The following is a 24263-nucleotide window of genomic DNA, read 5'->3' on the forward strand; positions in this document are numbered from 1 at the left end:
TGATAGACTATGTGGTCAGAATTTTATAAAAGAAAAAGGAATTAAGTAACCAAACGCTACTTAATTCCTTGAAATTGTCTCATCACCTCTATTAACCTTTAAATTTTGATAGACTCTATTTTCTAATCAATATGACCAATATTGTCAAGACTAACCCTTTCAATCAATTCATTACTTACCTAAACTAAGTCCATTCATAAATCCAAAAAGGGTATCAATATCAAAGCAAACTAACTAATTGAGTTAAAAATGACTATTTTCACAAAACTGTTTCATTATCACACTAGCTAATCTCAGTACATAAACCAATTTTTTATCTATAGCTTTTGTCCTAATCTTGATCTTTTTTCTTCAATCCAAGGAGTGATCCTACTATAAACAATATTCCAGCAATGAATGGTGTAAGAACTGCTCTAACTGTTCCAGTTTTTGGCAACCTATCAGAATTGTTAGTAGTTGATTTACTATCGATATCGGTATGTTTATTAGCTATGCTCTCTTGTTCATTAAGATAAACTTCCTTCTTATTTTCAAAGTTTTTATCATTTTTACCAGAAACAATACTGTTGACATCATTAGTTGAATCAGGTTGTGTTTTTTCTTTCTTTTTCGATACATCAAAAGTAGGTTTATTTTCCTCCTCCTTTTTCTCCTCTATTTTCTTGAATACAGGTTTTATAAGGGTATCTTTTGACACATTAATAACATAACCAGCATCTTTTTTACCTTCGAAACCAGAAATTTCCCAGCCATCAAATTGATATCCTTTTTCTAATTCACCCTCATAGACAGGTAAAATGAAATCTTCTTCCGACACTATCTTAGAACTCATTTCTTTTCCATTTTGAATGGTCACAGTCACCGTATGAGGTTTTAATTCGCTTACCTCTCCCGTATCCTTGTTTAAAATGAATTCTTTTACGGTCGTATTTCTTGCGAAATCTTTTACAACAATCTTAATGTTTAGTGTCTTATCTGTTAGTTGTTTAATATCATCAAATGATTTATATTCTTTTCCATTTACATAAATATGTTTGTCTTGAATCTCACCATCGAATCCATTATTTCTTTTATCATTGATGTTAAAGACAACAGATTTTCCGTCAGCATATTCAATACTAGTATTTCCCTTAGGATCAATGTTTACTTCTGGTTTAACATTATCATATAAAAATTGATAGTGTACTCCAACCGCTTTCGCATTCAAATCGCTATAGCCAGTTTTAAGATAAACATTTCCATCCATATCTGTTACCTTATCTGGAAATCCGTTTGCTTTATAGTCTTTCATTCCCCAGTCCATGATGTCACCGTCTTTAACATTAAGCTTAATGTTAAAATCTCTAGTGTTATCAATGTGTAAATCTCCGTAGATTAAATAATTATCTACAACCGATTCATTCACTCGCAACTCCCAGTTAAAACCACCCTTATCAGAAATCTTACCTCTTAAATAAAATTCTGGATTTCGTACATAAATTTTATTAGATTTAGATGGATTAAAGTAGTTCTTGTCCATTGAAAGATTTACTGGTTTTGCATCAATAAATAACGTAGAACCATCTTCTTTTATAGCTTCTACATTGGATTTATCCTCCCCAGTGTACTCTTTACCATCCTTACCAAATAATACAAGTTTAGAAGAATCTGTTACAAGATTTCCATCTTTATCGATTGCCTCCCCTTTATCGTTCATTTTAAAGGTAAACACTTGATATTTTACAATGTTAAAGCCGTCCAAAGCCGACATTAATACGGATTGAGTACTTCTTCCATCTTCAACATTTCTACTATCAGCATAAATTATTTTTTCTGAAAGGACTCTTAGATTAGGATTGGCCTTTTGTATTTTTGCTATATCTTCCTGGCTATAGACTCCATTTCCTTCTAACATATCCGTTTTTCCAGGATTATAGGTAGTCACTTTTAGTGCATAGCCTTTTCTTAGAATGATGTTATCCTTTAACAGATATTGTTGTTTTTCTGAATCAGAATAGATTTTACCAGATTCCATTTCAGTTAAATTGTTTGGTTTGTTTTTTGAAAGATCTCCTTCTCCTAATTCTATTACATTCCCATAACTTGATGCATAGGGATATTCTGTTTTAGTTTCCTTATTTTTTTCAGGCATTCTAATTTTAGTTTCAGCTTTTATCTGATCATCATCTTTAACAAAGAATCTCATATCTCCTGCAAAAGCTAATCCATCCACAATATCATTAATATTAGCGTATAAATCAAATGTCATCGTTTTTGAGTGGGAATCATACTTGGTCGTTTTGATTTCTATAGATTTATAATTATTTCCATAATATACCTTGGCATTTTTAGAAACATTACTGATCTTTCCAAGAATTTCAAAGTGTCCATCTTTAGACGGGCTTAGAACACCATAAATTTTTGATTTTATTTCGTCAAGTTTTTCAGTTTCATATTCTAAGGCACTACCATCGTCATAAGCAATGATATTTCCCTTATCATCGTATTTATAATCGTATTCCTCTGTTCTCTTACCAGTTTCACTTGTAAAGTCATCAACTTCTCTAAATTTCTTTTTAATGAGTTTCTTTAAGTCTTTACTTTCAAACTCTCTAATTGTTGAAATCGTTTTATGAATAGTCAAGCTAGATTTTTCTTCGATAGACTCTTCATTGTCTTGATGATTTTCTTCCTCAGTTGTATCTTTTTTAAGACTATCCTCTTTTCTATTTTCTAAATTTTTAAATTTAGATTCGGCAATCTCGCCAAGCTTTTGGTATTTAGATGAATCCTGATCAGGATCTACTAGATAATAGGAAATCATCCCCTTTTCATCAGCATGATCAGCAAATTTAATTCTATGAATCTTTGTGAAATTGCTAGAGCCATCTAGTGCAATGACTTCAATGATTTTTCCTCTTAAATCTCCCGCACCATTAATTTCATAAATGGTATTTCCATCTTTGTCAAGTTTTCTGTTTCTTCCTTGACCCTCACCTGCATAAGTTACTTCAAGATTTTTCTCAACCTCTCCGTCTTCATTAACCAGAGCGGCGCCAGCATACCAAACTTCGTTTGCAATCTCGTCAAATTTTTCAGGATGTTCTTTTTGATCTCTCGCAAATAGCGTTTCATTCTTATACTGATCTTTTACCTTGTGATAAGTATCCTTTGTAATCAGCTTAATTTTTTCAGGATTTGAAAAATCAATTGAAACAATCTTAGGAGCTGTGTTATCAATTTTTACAGGAATATAGGAAACCTGCCATGGATAATCTTTAGTTAATCTATATTTAAATTTATAGAAATATTGACCTTCCGCAATCGGTTCAAATTGACCTCTTATCCTAGTAGCAGGATCTTGGTTATCCTTACTTTCAGGTGCATTTTCTTCTCTACCTCTAGGGTTATAAATGAGTCCATCCCACTTCAAGTCACCCCAAACTTTTAGCTTAGAAGATTTGATTCCCTTTGCATCATTTCTCTTAGAGTTTAAAATTCCTTTAATAAAGTGTTCTCTCGAAATGACTTTTAAGTCGATTTGATTTTCTCCCTCTTTATTTGTATTTACTATTGAAATCAATCCTTCTTCTGCACTTCTTAATACAAGTGGAGAAGGTGTTAATCCTCTCTCAAGTTGAGCATCTTGAGGATTTCCATTTGAATCTAAAGGATAAATTTTAGCAATATTAGAACCACTTGATGATGGTGCGTTGATCCCTTCGTTATTGAAAGCAAATAATTCTGGATTTTGATCTAGGGATGTTGTATTTTTATCTTTTCTATTTTGTATAACTCCTGCTGGATTAAATTTATCTATACCATGTTCTCCACCAATTCCCTTATTTAAGGTTCCTGGAATTTTTGGTTTACCATCATCATCATAACCTTCCATTGTTTTTGATTTTGATCCTTCTTCCCAAGCCCATTTATCAAGGATTGGTTCGTGGTTCCAATTCCCAGCAAATCCCATTAGAGGCATCGATAAAGAAGGTTGGAAATTTGTTTTCTTCCCGTTGGAGTTTAGAGCTTCTATTTCTTCCACTGACTCAAAATGAATAAATGATTCTACAAATTTATTTTTGTTTTTAGCCTCTCCAACATTTATAACCGCATTTAAATCAAAGCTAGAATTTGCTCCTATGGTAATAGTGTCATGCTCAAATGTAATATTTGCTCCTTTGATTTTTTCTGGATGGATTTCTGGAACAATTTGCTTCCCATCTGGAGATTTTTCGTCTTTATATGTTTCATCGAGTTTTAGTCTGTCAGTTAGAGCATCTGTAGTTATAGCAGATGCTGAAACTTTAAAGGTCAAAGGTCTGTTTGATGTATTGTGAAGCTTAATTGTAAAGTATTTTTTATCTCCTTTTATTTCTTTAAGAGAAATAGAACCATAAGAGTTTACCAAACCTTTAGAATCCGTGTTTTTGAAAGTCGCTACAACCTCATTTCTCAAAGCATTGGCAACATTAATTAGACCTGCTCCCTGTTGTCTAGGTGATGCAAAGTATTGACTTTTTTCTTTCCAAGAAGTCGCATCCATCATAGGCCGTGCAGTATTTTGTAGGGCTATTTTTGTAAGACTTGTAAGGTCTATTTTGTCATCTCCCTTAAGATTTTTCAATACAGGTCTTTCAAGCATTTCCTTTAACTTTGGTCTAATCAAAACAGTAGAAGCTGCCACGATTGGAGTTGCCATACTAGTCCCTGACATATAACCATAAGTTGATTTCCCATTAATGACATTGAGAGTGGATTTAATATTTTTACCTGGTGCTGAGACATCAGGTTTTAAAAGCAAATCTGTTCTCGGTCCCCAAGATGTGGATCCTGCTGGAACTATAACATCTTCTTTATACAATTCTTTGTCTGTGTCAGGTGCAAACTTAAAGTCAATTTCTTTTTCGTCACCTACATTCGGTTTATTAGAATTATAGCTGGCCATATCAATTGGATAGTATTGATCCAATTTATCTTTGAAATCTTCCTTACTATTTCGTTTAACCTCAGTTTTTTTATCAGGATTAATCATGTTCCATAGCTTTACACCATCATCTCCTGAAATTGAAAATACTTGACTTTTAGTCCCTTCATCCGCTTCATATCCCATGGCTGGAAGCTCTGTCCAATTATCTCTATTGTAGTAATTGACAGTATTTACAACCATAATGGCGCGTGCGCCCTTATCCGTTGCTCTTTTAAAAGCATCTTTTAAATCCTTGGTATAAATTCGATCCATTACTGCAATTTTGCCCTTAAGATCCAATCCTATCAAATCTTGGTCTTGACCTTTACCTATATATACAAATTTCAATTTACTAGGAGCTTTTGAACCGTCTTCATTTGTTGTGATTTTATTCTTATCGAAAAAGGCCCCTATATTTCTGTATTTAAAATTTTCTCCACCTATGTTGACTTTATCAAACTCAACTGTCTGATTTTTAGCAGAAGCGACCGCTATCGCATCTTCATGTGCTGCAGTTCGTGTTACATTTCCAGTGTCGGTCATTTTCAGATTATTATTTGCCACCAAATCCCATGAAGAACTTGAAGCAGAAGTTGCATAGTTACCCGTAGCTACAACCATTGGAATGCCTGCTTTTCTTAACGCCCTAATAGCTTGCCAATATTTCTCACCTACAAGGCCCGTTCCTGTAAAGCCAGATGATACTGAAACAACATCGACATTGTGTTTGATTGAATCTTCAATAGCATGAAACATTGTTTCATCCCCTGCGAACCCAGATCCTGCGTCAGAGTACATTTTATAAGAGAAGATCTGTGCATTAGGAGCAATTCCATCTATTCCGTTAAAGTTTTTAATATCTTTTTCAGTATCATTTCCCGCAAGAATCCCTGCAATATGCATCCCATGTGGATCAAAATAATCGCTTCCATCATCAGCTTTTTCTACAGTGATTTTACCACCATTATAATAATTGAAAGCATGAGGGATTTTATCACTCAACCAGAAATTTTTATCAGTACCTTTTAAGTCTTCTTTTTTGAATCTCATTGAGCCTTTAGCATCATCATCAATTCTCATGGCCTTATGCCTATAATCTGTCCCGGTATCGATATTTGAAATGACCATACCTCTACCATCAAAATTTTTACCAAATGGAGCATTGATAGACTTTAGGTAATCAATTGCCTCTTCAACTCCAATTTCCTTTCTAGCATGATTCATCATTGGCTGGACTTTTTGTGATCGTTCAACCGATGAGATACCTTCTATTAGTTTAATTTTGTCCAGATTATCTGGGGTTGTTTCAATAGCACTACCGTTAAAAATCCTATCATAAGTATATAAAACTTTTGTATCCTTAAGATTGGATAATTCCTTGATTGCTTTTTCTCCAGATGCTTTATCTTTAAATTCAGCAATATAGACAAGTTTATCCTCTTTTTTGGGACTTTCTGGGTCTTTACTTGCAGACGAGTCCGCTTTATCTCCTTGAGATTGATTGGAATCTTCTTTGATTGTTGCTTCTTCATTGCTAGTTTTATTATCTATCTCAGGATTTTTACTAACAACTTCTTTTTCCTCAATAATTGTTGTTTTCTTCTCTTCAGTATCCTTTGAAGTTTCTATAGCATTAGGAATATTTTCATGTTTTTCTTTATTTTCTGTTTCCTTCTCTACTACTACTTTTTCTTTATCAGAGATATTTAAAGCATCTTCAGAGTTAGATGTATCTGCTAAGACTACCTCATTAGGGACATATGCTGCTAAAATAACTGCAGCTGCAGTTAGTGACAATACTGTACTTTTTTTCATTTTAATTCCTTACATATTTATTTAACTTCCAATAGATAGAAAACTTTAACTTTGCTAGCCTTTGTTATAAAAAGTTTTACTAAGTATTATCTAGGAAATAGAGTAGTACATTTATATATAATTGTTAGCTCTCTGAAAAATAGTATATCAATTAAAAAAATTTAAGTCAAGAGAAATTAACGCGGGTTAATTTTTTTTTTAATCCATGTTAACAAATGATCTAATCGATAAATATTATAGTTAACTGGGTACAATATAGACTCATTCCTACCATCAAAAATATTATCAATCAACTGGAATAACTACCAAAATCGCAAAAAGTGGTATGGATAGAATTTATGTCTTCATAAACATGCAAAAACAACCGCAATAATTTTCAACGGTTGTTTGTAACATACTTAATTTTTAAATCTCATCCTATATTATCTCTTACGATCCCGCACTTTCGTAGGCATCTAAGCCCTTGTCCCATAGTTTCAAAGAAATGACAAAGAAGACAAGGGAAATCAGAATCAAACCACCAATATTAAAGAGTCCATCCTTGTCCTGCAAGAAATAGCTGGCAGGATAGTAGGCTGTAAAGGCGAAAGGTACAATAAAGCTAATTAACCAACGAAGGAGCGAATTGTAAATAGAAATCGGGTACTTGGCAAAATCATTAAACATATAGAAAATGTAAATCATGGCACCTGACTGCTTGGTCCAAAAAGCGATGCTGGCTGTCGCGATTTTTAAGGAAGTATAGATCAAGGTCGCAAAAGGAATACAAACTAGAAAAATCAGGAATTTTGGAAGAGTCCAAGCAATGCTAGTCGCCGTTGTCGCTAGTAAAATTCCACCGACCAAAAGTTCACCCAAGGCATCAATCTGAAAGGTCTCAACGAGGATGTGAAAGAGAGGATTGATAGGACGAGTCAGATACTTGTCAAACTCCCCTTTTCGAACTAGTCGTTGACCTAAAGCCCAGAGATTGTCAAAAAAGAGATGGTCCAGTCCCTTGGGAATCAAGGAAAATCCATAGATAAAGGCGATTTCTTGAAAAGTCCAGCCTTCTAGCGAGGGGATGTGTTGAAAGAGTACATTAAGAAACAAGAGGTTCAGGCCTTGAGTCAGAAAAACTCCCAGCACACCAACCACAAAATCTACCTTGTATTCCATGATTTGTTTGATGTATTGTCTGATAAAAATGAGATGCATGCGTTGATATTTTTTCATCCTAACCTCCCTGAATGGTGATAAATGACTGGACTCGTTTCCAAATCAACTGAGACAAGCCCACCATCACTATAAGCCAGAAAAACTGAAGCAAAAGTGCTTGAAGAATCTGACTGGCATCGTATTTCCCAACAATAATCATGACCGGAGTGTAAATTAAGGATGAGAAAGGCAATAAGGACAGAATATCTGAAACGATTTTCGGAAAGAAAGCCAAGGGAATTAAACTTCCAGACATAAAGGCCACTATTGAAGTCTTGAGTAGGTTGGAACCCCATAGATTTTTAAACACAAAAGCTGAAAATCCAAAGCAGATATTAAAGAAAAAGTTAATCAGATAAGCCAGAGTTAAGCTAAAGAGATAAAGGACAGTTAATCCCAGCACTTCTACAATACCTTGCCCAGATAAGATTTTCATCAAAACAATGACACTTAAAAATGGCAGTCCAACAGAGATAAAAATCAACCACTTGGAGCCAAGTTCGGTAAAGAGGTAAGAGGCCGCAAAATGCACTGGTCGCAACAAACGCATGATAATGGAACCATCCTTGACCTCCTCCCCAATCATAAAGGAGCTATCCGACCTGGTCAACAGATTGGTCACAAAACTCATGATGATGTAGAAAGTGATATCTGCCATACTGAAGCCCTGAATCAAGGACTCTTGCGAAGAATCAAAGACAGCCTTCCAGAGATAAAAGGCCACAAAAACCCCCATGACATCACCAATCCGATAGAGAATAAAGTTGACTCGATAGGTAATCAATTCCTGAATCCCCGCATTGATAAAGGGTTTATAACGTCTCCACAATTTGACCATCCTAGAGCTCCTTTCGATAGAAGCGACGGATAATATCTTCAATATCCGTATCTACCATCTTCAAATCACGGACTTCAAAATCAGATAGGATTTGCTTGATAATATCAGCTGACTGGTAGCGGGAACTATTGAATTCAATAGTCAGGTTGTTTCCTTGTCTATCAATGGACATATCAGACAAGCCTTCATAATGGGAGACTAGATGACTTTGACCTGGCGTCAACTCAAAGGAGAGAGTCTTCATCTTGCCAAAGGTTTCCTTGAGCTGGCTCACCGTTCCATCAAAAATCTCTTGCCCCTTGTCAATCATAAAAATCCGATCACAGAGTTGCTCAATATCACTCAAATCATGAGTAGTCAAGAGAATAGTTGTCTCTTCCTCTTGATTGATCTGAGTGATAGCACGTCGAATGTTATCCTTGACCGACACATCCAAACCAATAGTCGGCTCATCTAAAAAGAGAACCTTAGGATTGTGGAGCAAGGAAGCCGCAATATCCGCCCGCATCCGTTGACCTAGTGAAAGAGTCCGCACAGGATCCTTGATAAATTCCTTCAAATCCAAGACTTCATTCAAAAAGTCCATGCGCTTATGGAAAAGCGAGTCCGGTACATCGTAAATCTCCTTCAAAACCGTGTAGGTTTCTTGCAGTGCCAAATCCCACCATAGCTGGGTGCGTTGTCCGAAAACGACTCCAATATCCTTGACATAATCCTGGCGATTATCCTGTGGAATCTTGCCATTAATCCGACAAAAACCAGATGTCGGTTTTAAAATTCCTGTCAGCATTTTAATGGTGGTCGACTTCCCAGCACCATTTGCCCCAATAAATCCTAAAATCTGCCCTTTTGGAACTTCAAAAGTTAAATCCTTGACCGCTTCAAAGGTCTGCTTTTCAGGATGAATAAAGGAGCGCAAAGCTCCCTTCAAGCCCGGTTCCTTAACAGTCTTCACAAAATTTTTCTGAAGATGTTGCACTTCTATCATTGCCATATCTATCTCCCTTTAGTAAGAAACAACATTGTATTTTTGACTACAAATATTCTAAATCCTTACTTTCTACACCTTCTCAATATTATTACAGAAGGATTTATACCAACCTATTATAATCCAATAAAAAAAGGAATGCAAGCGTTTGCTTATAAATTATGAAATTAGAGATTTCTCTCTTAAAATAATACTTTTGAATCAGAAATTCTGGTTTAATAGTTCCTTAAAACACCAAAAAACCTGCCCCTACTGGCAGGTTTTTTGTTAAGAAAAAGAATTTTTTAATTGAAAAAATTAACGATACTACTGTTAATCCTTCAGCATTTAATTATTGTCATCAGTCTAAAATTTAAATGATCTCTAAACCATCAATGACTCTTTAAAAAATCTTCAATCTGAGAAACTATTTCATGACTTTGATAATGATAAAGTTCGTGAGGCGCATTCATATAGATGACTTGAACATTAGACTGGTCACTAGAAAATTTCTCTGCATAATGCTGCCATTCTGATTGGCTAAAGGTCGTACCTTCACCGTTAGAAACCAGTAATAAGGTGGGAATTTTCAGATTAATGCTAGAGGGAACTTTCTTGGCATTTTCCTTTACCAAACGGGATTCATGAAGCATGGCTTGTGACATTAACTGCTTATATGCTAGTAATTTATATTGTTGTCGTTCAGTTTCAGTCAGAGTTGGATTTTTTATATAAAAGGACTCAGGGAAAAAGCGTAATAAGCCAATCTTACTGCTCCAATAAGCCACAGTAAGCAAGGCCTGATTATCCTTTAAATCTTCATAACTTGCTGGTAATGCCCAATCCAGACCAACCAAGGCTTTCACTTCATCAGGATACTTTTCCTGCCAAGCCAGACTTTCAAGACTAGCGATTGAATGAGACAGAATGATAAAAGGACCTGTTACATTTGCTTGTGATAGAGCTTGACGTGTCTCAGACAAAACTTCCATCACATCTCTGGATTGATTACTATCCTCGCTATAACCATAGCCAGCCCGCTCCACGATGACTACCTTATATTTTTTTGATAAGGAATCTGAAACATTCTTAAAGTCCAAGATTGGGGAAGCAATTCCAGCACCTGATAGAACTACTATTGTCTCTGGACCATCCCCTTCAACGTAAACATTGATTTTGTGCCCATTAACGAGAACAGTTTTACCCATAGGAGTTAGAGAGGCTTGTTCCTTTTCTAAGCTGACACGATGAAAGATAAATGTCCCTACTAAAAACAAGATAAGGAAACTAAGAAGGACAAGGGCTGATTTTTTCAGTGTTTTCATAGCATTATTGTACAAAAATTAGACTCTTTTAGCAACTTAAGTTTAAGAATTTTCCAGTATAATCTGTCTATATCCAGAAACAAAAAACCCACCCTCAGGGGCAGGTTTCTGTTTTGTATGGTTAAGCTAGATTAAGCTTTACCTTCTGAACATAATTGATTAACATCTACACTACCTCGTAGACTGAAAACACTTTAAATAAATTTTTAATCAGAAGTATCATATAGGATGGCAGCTTCAGCAATACTCTTTTTTCTTTAAAGAGAGTTGCAGGATGAGGGAAAAATTTATTTTTAGTTTACTACAAATAATAAGTTCTGTTTTTATAGAATTATTTAATTAAAGTAAATATAGACTATTTTTGGAAATCTAATTTTTGACAATTTAAAATAATTTCTTCCCAATTATTTGCTGATTTAATGATTTTACATATTTCTGGATATTTGAATTTGGTTTTAAATTCAATAAGGGTAATATTTGAATTTTGTGTCATTGTTTCCCAATACTTATCAGCTCCAAGTAAGCCTTTCTTTATCTCTTTTTTATGGAATAATTCATCTTCAGCTTTAACTATATAATTATAAGCATCTTTTAAAACTGATTCTGGTATTTGAGTAATCTCTGCAATCCACAGCATCAACTGAGGACATCGAATTCTACCTAATTCGCAGTCTTTAAAATACTCCTTGTCTTTCATCTTGCTAAATTTATATTCAAAATACGCTTCTGTGAGATGAAATCTTTGTGATGGATTAGGTACATTGTCATGTTTAAAGTATCCTTCAGCATTTTGACCATATCCCATAAATGATAATTTATCCGCTAAAAATTCACATTCATCGACATCTCTAAAATTACTTAGAGAATCAGGGATATGCTTAAAGTTTTTCTTTATTATTGTTTGAAATTCTTTTTGGTTCAATTTTTCTCCTTCCATTGTAATAATTAATCTTATACTCCTTACTTGTTTTAGCAGTGTACAAAATAACATAAAGCTACTTTTTAATAAGATTAATAAGACATGTTTACTTTATAAATAGTATCGCTACTTTAATGTGACCTTCAAATATGAAGCTAATCTCATTCTTTTTTCGTAGCTACCATTTGTAATGGCTCGCACCATTTGTTTCTCTTCTACTTCACTTACAACAGAAGTAATAAATAATCTGTTTCTAGCTCTTGAAGCACCAACATAAAATAATCTTTTTTGTTCTTCATCTCTAAACGTTTCAGCATCAACATCTACTAATAAAATAAAATCTGACTCCAAACCTTTAAATTTTCTAGCAGTTGTGAACAATATTTTCCCCGATTCCTTTTCAGAAGAAATGGAATAATTTCCAATTTTTGTTCTATTCGAATAAATAGATTGACCTTCGCCTTTGACAGATAAAATAGTAATTTGATCTTTTTTGATCCCATTATCCGTCAGCTCACGTATTTTTTTATTAATCCATTCAATAGAATCATTTTCATCATCAGAAATATTCATCAAGGGGATTTCTCCTTTTATTGGCATTTTAGTCTTTACACCATTGATCCCTAAAGGACTTAATGCTGTTTCTGCAACACATTGTGTATTACGACAATTTATTGACAGAATTAAACGACAGTCCATATTTTGTAACCATTCTAAATTATTTCTTTGTTGGACTAACTGATTTTTATCATAAAAGATATAAAAACTTCCTTCTTCATTACTAATTTCTTGGAATTCTTTTAATTCAGTAATTTCATCATTTGAAAAATCTTGTCCTTCATCAATTATAACTGAATCATAATTCCAAATATCCGGATAATCCTCTAAATGTTTTAAGAAATATAAAATATCTTGTTTTTCTACTTTAACTTTCTTTAATGCTTTTGCTGTTAAAGAATATAAATTAGTAAAATCAACATTTGGTAGTTCTTCATTATACTTTTTCTTTAAGTATTCAACTAACATTCTATTGAAACATAAATAAACTACTTTTTGATTTTGGCTTAGTCTTCTTGCTTTTTCAACTGCCAAGACTGTTTTCCCTGTCCCTGCTCCACCTTGAATAGCAGCAATCTTTTGTTCTTCCAAATAATCTAATAAATATCCTTGTTGTGTGGTCATACGATCTATAAAATAATTTTCATCTTCAATTTCAGTATGTAGAGCAGGAATCGCATTAACTTCTGGAGCAATCAAATTTATCGTTTTAGCAATAATCTTATTGTCCTTCTTTTGGGGAAGAACTTTATAAAATTCAAAACATTTTATCAATGTCTCTTCTACATTTTCTAAATCTTCATGCAAAAATGTGTTTTGTCTTATATGATAGTCGTGTGGAAATTTTCCTTGTATATCCTTAGATGACACATCAGTTAACCAAACCATCGAATGAACTGGATATCTATCATCAGAATTAGTAAAATGATTCGTCAATATACTCCGAAACATAAACTTAGAAGCATCCGCTTGATCCATTGGACTCTTACATGATACAACCTCATTAGTATCTCTTCTAATCTGCTTTAATCTATTATCTTCTATTACAAAACCACCCGATTTTACTTCTAACGTCAATAGTCCATATTCTGGATAAAAGATAACAAAATCAGATTCACTTTGCTTGAAACAATCTCTATTCAAGTCACTTCTATATACAATTCTTGACCATTTAATAGAATGAAATATATACCATTTATCTGATAGTTTTTTGAATTCATTATAAAGACGCATTTCTCCAGACGAACCATGAAATTCTTTGACATCTCTATTTTTAGGTATTAAATGAACCACTGCTAATCTCCTTTACATAAAATCAGATAATTTTAATTCCTGTTCAGAAATAATTTTCCATTCACAGTTTGTGTTCTTGATAGATTTTTCTGTTTCTTCAGGATTATACACAATCATCTTTCTATCCTCCCAAACATATGAAAAAGGATATGTCTCATTATTTAATGTGAACTCCCCGCCAAAATAAGTAGGTATCGGTATTTCATTAATAATATAAAATTCATCAGGTGAAATACTACTTGCCTCTTCCCAGTTAGAATATGGAAATTTAACTTTATTTGTTATAGAGATATTTTCTTTTTTAGACTGACTCTGAATGTCCTTTATCTGTTTTATATCTGTAGTGTCTAAATGTCCCAAGAAATATTGTTCAATAAAATCCCAACGATCTTTCTTTGTTGAAAGTTGAGTAAAGAAGTACTCCATTATTCTAGTTGAATTATCATGTTTCTCTTTAACCTGCTCAACCGTTTTACTCTTATAAAATTTATCGTTAATAATTTTTTCAATCGCATTGGAGTTATTAACACGTACAAAAAATTCCGGATTATCTCCTGTACGTATATTTACTTCTGCTAATTCTAGAATTTCAATAATTTGAGCTAATAACACTCTAATATCTTTGTTGCTGTTTCTATTTCTAACACTGATCTGTATAGCATTTATGTTGCTAGTTAGTGATAATTTTGCCTGTCTTATTATTTTTTTTATTCTAGTCTCATAAGAAGCTGTCTGAATATTCCACTTATCTGTCTGTGAATTATATGTTGCAAAATCTTGTCTTACAAAATTACCCGTATCAATATTGTTCAAAATATAAATCATTGATTGTGCTAAGAGATCTGGAGTATATGTGTTTTTAAACGACAAACGTTCTCTAAGTTTATTAGCCAGCTCTCGAACTGTGAAATGCTTTCTAGATTGCCTAATATCATCAAAAATGTCTTTTAATGCATTTAAGATATTAGACATCTCAACAATTGCATCATCAAAATTGATTTTATCGAATTTTATTTCAATTATTGTTTTAGGAATTAATTCTTCATTAACTTTAAAATTAAAATTGCTTAATTCATTGTTATAAAATGAATACTTAAAACTTGCAAAAGATAAATCCTTATATTTTTCTTCCCACATCTTTTTGAAATCAAGAACATACGTTTCCCCGTCATACTCAACTTTAACCGGTTTTGTGTAAGTTTCATATGTATGATTTCTTGGCATCTGTATTTTTCTAAAATATTTAAAATTATCACTAGATACTAACTTATCAACAAAACTATCTTTAATCATAAAATACGCATTAGTAAACATACTTCTTGGTTTAAAAATCAATGGAATATAATTTGAAGAATTTAGTAATTCAAAGTCTTTTTTTATAATCAATAATGCTGTTTTTAACTGAGCATCTATTCTGCTTGTATCTGATTCGTTTGCAAAAATATGCGAGAACTCCATCGGCGAAACCAAAAAATTACGCTTCTTATGTTTCTTATATAGCTCATTAATTTTGCTTAATACAGCGATAACTTGCCATTGTTTAATAGCAGACATTCCAAATAATTGATTAATGTAACGAAAATCCTCTTTAAAGAAATCAGTTAGAGCAACACCGTTCATTCCTCTTTCACGAGCAGCTCTTCCTATTTCCTGTAAATAATCTGAGATATTCCCTGTTGGAGCAAAATGGTATACATACTTAATATCATTAATATCAATCCCCATACCAAAAGCTTTTGTTGCTAACACGACATTTTTCTCACCATTAACAATTTTTTCTAGTGTTTCATTTTTTTCTCCGGAGAACATCTCACCAGAGTATTTACCAATTTTATCCTGATTTTCTAATCTGGAATATATGTCATCTATATGGCTTCTGTACGGAACGTAGACAAGCGTTTTTTCTCCTGTCTTTTGAAGTTTATTAATGTTATCGACTGCTACTAATAATTTTTCATCTTGATAATTTATCTCTTTAGTTTTATTAGTAATCTCAAAATCGATATCGTCTCGTCTCACCCTACCTAAAAATGTTTCTGCAGTCATTTTCAGTGATTCAATTATGTCGAAATACATATTGTCTTTACTACCATATGTTGCTGTTGCAGTAAAGGTTGCAATTGGAAAGTTCTGATTAGATTTCTCACTTTTTCTAAGTCTTGAAATAAATTCTCCTAGATACCAATAGTCTGGACGAAATGATTTCCCCCATGTAGAGACTATGTGTGCCTCATCAACAACTAATAAACCAATTTTCCGATCTCCAATTAGATTTGTAATATCTGTATTAGACAGCAAAGTCTCTGGTGAGATATAGAGAATGGATTTATCACCATTCTTTATTTGTTCTAAAACATTTTCTTTTTGTGATGGTGTATAATCTGAGTTAATTGTTTCAGCTAGTTTCGTCATTGATTGTATATTATTGACTTGATCATTCATAAGACCGATCAAAGGACTTATGACTATTGTTACTAGATCACTTTTTTCTGCCAAATAAATTGCTGGAATCTGGAACATTACAGACTTCCCTGAACCGGTAGGAGCTGTAACAAAGATATCTCGGAACTGCTCCTCCTTTTGAGCTTTCATACAATTCTTCACTATTCTATCAATTATAACAGCTTGGCTTATTTCTTTTGTTTCAGTATTTTCTTCTGGCTCATGATATATTTGAATATCTAAAAAATTATATGACGGATTCTTTCTTTGTAAAATTTCAAGGTATTCTTTATAATCACTCTCTTCAACATCATGCTTATTAAAATCATCTTTAACTGTAATAAATATATTTATAGATTCAAATTTTTTTCTGATTATTCCTATACTTTCACCATGTTCTTTTTCACATAAAATTTTCCCTTTACCAAAATTTAAAATCTCAAAAATAATTCCCTGAAGTGCCAAGTGATTTATGTTACTATATAACTCTATTTCAAGACTATTATCTACTTCAAAATTTATTCCTACTTTTGTCAACTTAATAGTCTTAAACTCTTTATCAGGAATTTCATTAAAATTCATAAATAAAGTGTTATCTATTTTTTGAATATCACAATAGAATTTTTGAATTATATTATCTTCTTCACTTTCAAAATCTTTTTTAATTGTTTCTAAATCAGTACGAAATCCTGGATAATAGCTATCAAAATAATCATTTTCAATTATAATGAATTTATATTGTGTAAAAAATTCAATAGATCCCAACGCATTTTGATCGTATAAATAAAGAAGATTTTCATACAATAAAAACATTGCTCTAGTTGTACTAGATAATCCTTGAATAGATTCTTTTAAATTCTTATATGAATTTACAGTTTTGCCCCCTAAAAATAAATCTGCATCAAGAGCATCTAACCAATAGTTAAATCCTTTTAATACATAAATAGTATTTTCTTCATTTAATGATTTTAGATATGTTTCCAATGCTTGTTTAAACGTTTTCATAAAAACCTCCTCTTATAGTGTTATTATAGCAAAAAATAATGGAATTTCCATTGTTTTTATGTTCAAGTTCAAAGGTTTTTTAACTTTCCGAAAAATTAACTTTCAATAAAGATGTAAATCACTTCACAACATTTCCTATCCTACACTTGTAGCATTCATTCGATATATTAGAGTGATAGTTAATCAACAAGAAATGTTTGGCAAAACAAAGAAAAAAAGGGTTATCCAAATCGGATAACCCCTGTTATATCAATCCTTTACAAGCTTCTTAAGCTTTACCTTCTGAACCGAATACGTCGATACGTTCTTCAACTGATGCTTGGATAGCTTTTACACCGTCAGCCAAGAATTTACGTGGGTCGAAGAGTTTCTTCTTGTCGTATTCTGCTTCGTTTGCTTCGTAGTCACGAGCAAATTTACGAGTTGCGTTAGCGAATGCGATTTGGCATTCAGTGTTAACGTTAACTTTAGCAACACCAAGTTTGATAGCTGCTTGGATTTGCTCATCAGGAATACCTGATCCACCGTGCAATACGATTGGGAAGCCTGGAAGAGCTTCTGTCAATTTTTGCAAGTGGTCAAGGTCAAGACCTTCCCAGTTTGCAGGGTAAGGACCGTGGATGTTACCAATACCAGCTGCCAAGAAGTCAATACCAGTTGCAACCATTGCTTTAGCGTCTTCGATTGGAGCCAATTCACCTTTACCGATGATTCCGTCTTCTTCACCACCGATAGTACCAACTTCAGCTTCTACTGAGATACCTTTAGCGTGTGCTTTTTCAACAACGTCTTTAGCCAATTTAAGGTTTTCTTCAACTGGAAGGTGTGAACCGTCAAACATGATTGAAGTATAACCAACTTCGATACACTCAAGTGCATCTTCGTAGTGACCGTGGTCAAGGTGGATAGCTACTGGTACAGTGATACCCATTGATTCTACAAGGTTAGCGATCAAGTTGCGAGCAACTTTGTAACCACCCATGTATTTAGCAGCACCCATTGAAGTTTGGATCAAAACTGGAGCTTTTTTAGCTTCTGCTGCGCGCAAGATAGCTTGAGTCCACTCAAGGTTGTTTGTGTTAAATCCACCAACTGCATAACCGTTGTCACGAGCTGCTTGGACAAATTTTTCTGCTGAAACGATTGCCATTTTATCAGGCCTCCTGTATATTTTTATGGGATATCCCATTTACATTGTTCATTTTATCACTTTTTGACAAAAAAATCTAGTTTTTCCTGTAGTTTGAATTGAATTTCTTCTATCTTAAAATATGTAACTCTCCTCAAAGTCCTAATTTTACAGGTCTTTAGGTAGGTTCATATAAAAGGCTAAGTGGTCTTCATAGCGTTCAAATCGATAGTCAATTTCTTCGTTTTCCAATAAACTTTTAACTACGAATAGTCCCAAGCCAGCTCCCTTACTTTGTCGACTAGAAACCGTAAAGGATTGTTCAAACTTATCTTGCTCCTCAGGTGTACAGGCGTTCTCAATGAAAACCCAGCCATCTTCTGTCCCAATTTTTAGATAACCACCTTGAACAGAGTGTTTCACAGCATTACTGATAAGATTGGAAAGAATCAGCTTTAGTACCGAAGGATTTAGATAAGTTTGTTGGTCAGTCAGTTGATTCACAACTGAGATTTCCCTCTCTTTGGCCAACAAGTCATAGTCCTTCAATAGAAAATCTGTCATTTCAAGGAGGTTGACTTTTTCCTTCTTATCTCGTAATTCTTGCACCGAAGAAAGGGATAGAATTTGCTGAACGTGCTGACTTAAATCATCTACGATACCCAAAGAAACTCCCAGGTAATAGTCACGGTCTTTGTAGCGTCCAATATTTGCTTGCATATTTTCCAGAAGGATTTTCAGACTGGCTAGAGGTGTTTTCAGTTCATGGGAGGCTCCTCGCAAAAACTCAACCTTCATCTTTTCCAGCTGGAGAATGGCCTCGTTCTTTTCATGCAAGTCTGCAATGACCGTCAAGAGATGCTGATAAAGGCTGTTGATTTGTTCTTTGAGATCGCCAATTTCATCCTTAGAATCCACGCGCAACCTCACTTCTGCATCCAAATCCATCATCCGTCGAGTCACTCGTTTGATTTCCAAAATAGGAGCAACAATGGTTCTAGCATAGATAAAGGCGATGAGGAGCGAAATGATGAAAGACGCTAGTAAAGTATAAGGCAGAAATTGCAGACTGATGTTTTCTGCTTCTTTCTGCAAATCCATAGAAGCTAAAAACTGCAAGGTCATCGTCTGACCATCCTTAGTTTGAACTTCTCTTTCCTCAATAACCAAGGAGGCCGTTTGTCGTTGTTTATCAATGGGAAGATTATCATTGACTTCCAACTTATCCTGAGTCATCTCTCCCTTAACAGCTCCCTTAATATCACTACTTTTAGAATAAAGTTCAAGGACTTCCTGAATAGCTTGACTGTCTTTGCCTTGGAGAGACTGGGCAATTTCTGTAGCCTTTTGCCCGATGCTTTCCTGACGGTGACTGAGATAGGTCGGAGGAAAGAGGAAATAGATGGCCAAATGCAAACAAATGACCAAGGTAGAAAATACCGAGAAGGTATAGATAAAAATTTTTTTAAATAAACCTGAACGTCTCATTTTCTCTCCAATTTATAACCAACATTGCGCACGGTAAGAATACAGTCTAAATCCAATTTTTTCCGTAGTTCCTTGATATAGACATCGATCACTCTGTCAAAAGGAACCTCATCTGTCATCTTCCATACAGCATCGATAATCTGCGACCGTGTTAAGGCTCGACCTTCATTTCTTACCAGATAATCTAAAATTTCCAGCTCTTTTGCATTCACTGCAACTTCTTGACCAGCCACTTTGGCGCTATAGCTGTCAAAGTCTACCTCGGTGTCCCTATAGGTAAAAATACGACCAGTATCATAATAGCGTTTAAAGATGGCATCCACTCGTACTTTTAACAAAGATAGAGAAAAAGGCTTTTCCAAATAACCATCTGCTAATGCAGCAAAGGCACTCATCTTATACTCCTCATCCTGAAAGGCTGTCAACATCAAGACCGGAACTTGGCTACTTTTTCGGATTTCTGACAAAACCTCTAAACCATTGAGTTTCGGCATTTGAATATCTAGGAGAATCAGAGCAACTTGGTGATTGGAAAATTGTTCTAAGGCCTCAAGGCCATCTGCTGCCTGAATGGTTTCATAGCCACAATCCGTCAAATAGTCACTAATTCCCTCGCGGATCATGTCTTCATCTTCTACAATTAGAATTTTCATATAAATCCTTTTCTATCAAAAATGCTACCTATATTATATCTCATTTGAGTGAGAATAGGTAGCAGGTTTTTTTATTCACTATCCAACAAGAGTTCTTTTGGTTGTTTAAAGAGGAGATTGCTTGAAGCAAGTGCCATAACTAGTACCACTAGAACTAATCCAAGTACAAAAATGATGGCAAAGTCAGAAGGTTGAATGGAAATGTCCAGACTTGAAAGTGTCTTGCTAAAGCCGTCGACTTCTGCACCACCACCAAGATTAGAGGCTTGGGCTGCCTTACTTGCCTGTTTAGCCACATCTGATGTGACATTTGCAAGAACTGTATTTCCAATGGCACGAGCAGTATAGTTGGCTAGGAAATAAGCTGAAATTAGTGCTGGAATTGCAATCATTACTGCTTCTGTGATAAATTGTCCTAGAATACTTGCTTGTTTTAGACCAATTGAAAGGAGGATTCCAACCTCTTTACGACGGGCGTTAATCCATAGTGTCAGCAAGAGAGCAAGTAGAAGAACAGAGAAGCTCAAGCTACCCCAGAAGAGAAGATTAGCCATCCTGTACATGCCTGAGATAGATTGTTCAAGGGCAGGATAGTTAGATGAACTCTTAATCAAGCTATACATCTTCCAGTTGATGCCGTTGATAGACCCTAGTTCTTGCATGACAGTATCTAGGTTCTTATCTCCAGCCACAAAGAAGGTAGCATCTCCATAAATAGCTGTATCTTCTGTATAACCATAGAGTTGTGCTGCTGTGTGAATATCTGTGATAGCTGTATTCTCATAAAGTTCTTGTGAGTAGGTTACAGCTGATTTATTGTGTCCATCAAAAAGTCCTTTGATCGTTACTTCTACTGTTTCCTTGGCTCCTTTTTCATTATCTGCATCGTAGATATTGGAGTTCAGTTTGACCTTGTCCCCTACCTTCCAGCCATGTTTAGCAGCCAGGTCTTTGTGCATGAGAATCTGGTATTTGTCATCGTTTGTTAAATGTTCTCCTTCGACCAGTTTGTAAGAGCCTGACACAAACTTGTCTTCTTTAGAAGAGTCATTGACACCTGTTATCATCAAGCTACTTCCAAAACGTTGAGCTCGATCTGCAGTTAGATTTTTCTTGGTTTCAGGCGTTTCAATCAGTTCATAGCCTGTCAAATCACCGATAGCATTAATCCGTTTGATGTAGGATTCAATAGCTTTATTCTCGGTAATCTTTTTGATATCTTCACCCTTGATATTCCCAGCACCACGTGGAGTACCTTGATTGACCCTACGGTTGATTTGCATGGAGAAACTATTGGTGATATTTTTAAAGGTTTCTTGAGAAGCCTTGGCTGTTGCACCCTTGATAGACAAGCCGACCAAACTCAAACTAGCCATCAAGAGAATGATAAGAAAGATCACAATAGACTTAAAAAATTTTCTTGTGACATAGGCAAATGCGTTGTGTAACATAAGATTCCTTTCTAGATTTACTTCAGTTTTTAATATGTGTAAATGTTTTAGTTACTGTTTGTTCTTATTTCAGTCAGTTTCTTATCCTTCAATTCAAGTGTAATATCTGACGCCTGTGCTACTTCCTTGCTGTGGGTCACAACGATCACACACTTGCCTGTTTTCTCAGCAAGAGATTTGAGCAGGTCAATGATATCTCCAGCAGTCTTAGGATCCAAGTTTCCTGTTGGTTCATCTGCTAAAATCACTGGTGCTTCCGATACAAGGCTACGAGCAATGGCAACACGTTGTTGCTGTCCACCTGATAATTGGAGAACATTCCTCTTGATTTGACTTTCATCTAAACCAAGTTCAAGAAGGGTATCCTTGCTGGCTTTTTTATTAACCAAGCGGATATTTTCCAATGGAGAAAGGTAATCAATCAAGTTATAGTTTTGGAAAACTAGCGAGATATGGTGCATTCGGTGATAAGAATATCCTTGTTCACGAATATCCTTGCCTTCGAATAGGATAGCACCTTCGACTGGGCTATCAAGTCCTGCTAATAGAGATAAGAGTGTGGACTTCCCAGCTCCTGATTCTCCGATAATACTATAAAACTTACCAGGTTCAAAATCGTAATTGATTTTATATAATACTGCTTCTGCAGTGTTTTTATAACGATAAGTAAGATCTTGTAATTGTAGTAAAGTCATGATTTCTCCTTTATTAACTGATGGATGATAAAATTTCTTTCGGTGATTTTCTAAATAAAAATAGGAAACAAAGTGCAACTGACAAGCAGCTGATTATAAGTAGGAAGATATAAGATTCTCCAAATGATAGAAGACTTGTTGAAAGATTCGTTGCTTTTGCTAGCGTATCTTGTAGGGCAGCTTGGTCGCCACTTGCTAATACAGTCTTCAAGAGATAGGAAGTAATGGCATTTCCAGCTACAAATGCCGGCAGAATAGATGCCAATGAAACTATGATGACTTCCAGGCAGAATTGGCTAAAGATTGCTATTTTCCCTTTACCTAGTGCCAATAAAACACCAACCTCGTAGACTCGCTCTCGTAACCAAAGTGACAAGACCAAGATCAGCGCTCCTACACCAGCAATCATAATGCCATAGAGGAAAATCTGTAGGAAGGTTTGGAAGGTCGAAACTGAATCCTTGATTTGTTCAAAAGCCTTATTTTCCTTCTCGACTTGGTAACCTTTGGTTTCCAGGGATAACTTTTCAACCTCTTGAATAATACTATCCATATCTTTTGGATTTTCTAAATAAAAACGAGCGGCGCTAACTTGAGCTTCCTTATTTCCAAGAAGAGTTTGGCTACTTTCGTAGTCTGTATAGACCGTGTTTTCACTAAAATCTGACGAAAGACCAGTGAATTTCTCTTGTTTCTTACCTGAGAAAATACCTACGATTTCATAGTCTAGCTTTTGTCCACTATTTCCTTCAACTTGTCCAGGATTTAAACTAATCTTATCTCCTAGCTTTAGATTGTTTTTCTTAGCTAAATCTTCGTGGATTAAGATTTTTTTACTATCCCCTTTTTCGATATGTCTTCCTTCTTTAAGGGTAAAGGCGGAACTTGTAAAAGAAACATCCTTGGAAGAATCTTTCAAAGCAATTAAACTGATGAGATTTTTTTCAGCTTCTGTCAAATCATCCCTTTGGATACTTTGTTCACCAGTTACCACTTCTTTGTCGAGCAATTTAGCTATTGTCTCAAGCTCTGGGAAAACCTCCTCAAGTCCCTTTATTTTTTTAAGGTCATCTAGTTGAGACAATTGAAAAGCTTGACCTGGCTCAATTCTTTTAATCGAAAAGGATGTATTTAATGAGCGATAGAGATTATTTTCGACTGTTTTGTTGGACTTCATGAGCGTCAAACAAGCCGATATTCCAGCTAATAAAACAAATAGAATCAGGAATAATATGAGACTTCTCAGTCGTTTTCTGCTGACGTAAGCCCAAGCTCTTTGAGTGGGATTCATATAGCACCTCCATATTTGTAAAACCATTATAATATTCAAATATGAAATGTTTATGAAATACCAAAAAAAGAGCAAAAATATTTTTGCTCTTTTTGATGAAAAATAAAAAGCTAGCCAAAGCTAGCTCTTCTCCTATGCGGAGAGAGGGACTTGAACCCTCACGACCTAAAGCGGTCACAGGATCCTTAGTCCTGCGCGTCTGCCAATTCCGCCATCCCCGCGTCGATTACTTTACTAGTATATCAACTT

Annotated in this window: 14 protein-coding genes and 1 tRNA gene; all 15 read right to left on the bottom strand. The window is 34.6% G+C overall.

Annotated features, from left to right (window positions below; genetic code table 11):
- Positions 1-331 precede the first annotated feature (331 nt).
- The 15 genes from ACWPUA_RS06570 to ACWPUA_RS06640 all read right to left on the bottom strand — a co-directional run bounded on the left by ACWPUA_RS06570 (position 332) and on the right by ACWPUA_RS06640 (position 24235).
- A complete protein-coding gene (locus tag ACWPUA_RS06570; RefSeq protein WP_373075898.1) occupies positions 332-6763 on the bottom strand; it encodes a S8 family serine peptidase in 6432 nt (2143 codons plus the stop codon).
- Between the two features lie 429 nt (positions 6764-7192).
- Positions 7193-7978, bottom strand: coding sequence for an ABC transporter permease (locus ACWPUA_RS06575; protein ID WP_223333237.1), 786 nt, complete (start codon positions 7976-7978; stop codon positions 7193-7195).
- A gap of 1 nt (position 7979) precedes the next feature.
- Positions 7980-8798: an ABC transporter permease gene (locus ACWPUA_RS06580; protein ID WP_223333240.1), complete on the bottom strand. Its 819-nt coding sequence runs from the start codon at positions 8796-8798 to the stop codon at positions 7980-7982.
- 1 nt (position 8799) lies between these two features.
- Positions 8800-9792, bottom strand: coding sequence for an ABC transporter ATP-binding protein (locus tag ACWPUA_RS06585; protein WP_454379945.1), 993 nt, complete (start codon positions 9790-9792; stop codon positions 8800-8802).
- Positions 9793-10157: 365 nt separating this feature from the next.
- The gene (locus ACWPUA_RS06590) at positions 10158-11090 is read right to left on the bottom strand and encodes an alpha/beta fold hydrolase (RefSeq protein ID WP_454379947.1); all 933 of its coding nucleotides are present in this window, start codon (positions 11088-11090) and stop codon (positions 10158-10160) included.
- A gap of 355 nt (positions 11091-11445) precedes the next feature.
- The gene (locus ACWPUA_RS06595) at positions 11446-12012 is read right to left on the bottom strand and encodes a hypothetical protein (RefSeq protein WP_454379949.1); all 567 of its coding nucleotides are present in this window, start codon (positions 12010-12012) and stop codon (positions 11446-11448) included.
- Between the two features lie 123 nt (positions 12013-12135).
- Positions 12136-13860 carry a DNA/RNA helicase domain-containing protein gene (locus ACWPUA_RS06600; protein ID WP_454379951.1) on the bottom strand — a complete coding sequence of 575 codons (1725 nt, stop codon included), beginning with the start codon at positions 13858-13860 and terminating at the stop codon, positions 12136-12138.
- 12 nt (positions 13861-13872) lie between these two features.
- Positions 13873-17307: a DEAD/DEAH box helicase gene (locus tag ACWPUA_RS06605; protein WP_454379953.1), complete on the bottom strand. Its 3435-nt coding sequence runs from the start codon at positions 17305-17307 to the stop codon at positions 13873-13875.
- Between the two features lie 268 nt (positions 17308-17575).
- On the bottom strand, positions 17576-18457 hold the full coding sequence (locus ACWPUA_RS06610; RefSeq protein WP_033688381.1) for a class II fructose-bisphosphate aldolase: 882 nt from the start codon (positions 18455-18457) through the stop codon (positions 17576-17578).
- A gap of 147 nt (positions 18458-18604) precedes the next feature.
- Positions 18605-19924, bottom strand: coding sequence for a sensor histidine kinase VncS (gene vncS, locus ACWPUA_RS06615; RefSeq protein WP_454379956.1), 1320 nt, complete (start codon positions 19922-19924; stop codon positions 18605-18607).
- On the bottom strand, positions 19921-20577 hold the full coding sequence (vncR, locus tag ACWPUA_RS06620; RefSeq protein ID WP_414287362.1) for a response regulator transcription factor VncR: 657 nt from the start codon (positions 20575-20577) through the stop codon (positions 19921-19923). The genes vncS and vncR overlap by 4 nt, the downstream gene beginning before the upstream one ends.
- Before the next feature lie 71 nt (positions 20578-20648).
- Entirely contained in the window at positions 20649-22028 is a 1380-nt protein-coding gene (gene vex3, locus ACWPUA_RS06625; RefSeq protein WP_454379958.1) for an ABC transporter permease subunit Vex3, read from the bottom strand.
- Positions 22029-22075: 47 nt separating this feature from the next.
- Positions 22076-22723 (bottom strand): ABC transporter ATP-binding subunit Vex2, encoded by a 648-nt coding sequence (gene vex2, locus ACWPUA_RS06630; RefSeq protein ID WP_016466097.1) that lies wholly within the window; start codon positions 22721-22723, stop codon positions 22076-22078.
- Between the two features lie 13 nt (positions 22724-22736).
- Positions 22737-24014, bottom strand: a complete 1278-nt coding sequence (locus tag ACWPUA_RS06635) for an ABC transporter permease (protein WP_414268519.1) — start codon at positions 24012-24014, stop codon at positions 22737-22739.
- A gap of 135 nt (positions 24015-24149) precedes the next feature.
- Positions 24150-24235, bottom strand: a tRNA-Leu gene (locus tag ACWPUA_RS06640).
- Positions 24236-24263: the final 28 nt, after the last annotated feature.

Source organism: Streptococcus sp. Marseille-Q6504 (assembly GCF_965111625.1).

Excerpts from the sequence above, each read along its gene's own strand:
- vex3 (WP_454379958.1), bottom strand. The coding sequence starts at position 22,028 with ATGTTACACAACGCATTTGCCTATGTCACAAGAAAATTTTTTAAGTCT.
- ACWPUA_RS06610 (WP_033688381.1), bottom strand. The coding sequence starts at position 18,457 with ATGGCAATCGTTTCAGCAGAAAAATTTGTCCAAGCAGCTCGTGACAAC.
- vncS (WP_454379956.1), bottom strand. The coding sequence starts at position 19,924 with ATGAGACGTTCAGGTTTATTTAAAAAAATTTTTATCTATACCTTCTCG.
- ACWPUA_RS06590 (WP_454379947.1), bottom strand. The coding sequence starts at position 11,090 with ATGAAAACACTGAAAAAATCAGCCCTTGTCCTTCTTAGTTTCCTTATC.
- vex2 (WP_016466097.1), bottom strand. The coding sequence starts at position 22,723 with ATGACTTTACTACAATTACAAGATCTTACTTATCGTTATAAAAACACT.
- ACWPUA_RS06605 (WP_454379953.1), bottom strand. The coding sequence starts at position 17,307 with ATGAAAACGTTTAAACAAGCATTGGAAACATATCTAAAATCATTAAAT.
- ACWPUA_RS06585 (WP_454379945.1), bottom strand. The coding sequence starts at position 9,792 with ATGGCAATGATAGAAGTGCAACATCTTCAGAAAAATTTTGTGAAGACT.
- vncR (WP_414287362.1), bottom strand. The coding sequence starts at position 20,577 with ATGAAAATTCTAATTGTAGAAGATGAAGACATGATCCGCGAGGGAATT.
- ACWPUA_RS06575 (WP_223333237.1), bottom strand. The coding sequence starts at position 7,978 with ATGAAAAAATATCAACGCATGCATCTCATTTTTATCAGACAATACATC.
- ACWPUA_RS06570 (WP_373075898.1), bottom strand. The coding sequence starts at position 6,763 with ATGAAAAAAAGTACAGTATTGTCACTAACTGCAGCTGCAGTTATTTTA.
- ACWPUA_RS06580 (WP_223333240.1), bottom strand. The coding sequence starts at position 8,798 with ATGGTCAAATTGTGGAGACGTTATAAACCCTTTATCAATGCGGGGATT.
- ACWPUA_RS06635 (WP_414268519.1), bottom strand. The coding sequence starts at position 24,014 with ATGAATCCCACTCAAAGAGCTTGGGCTTACGTCAGCAGAAAACGACTG.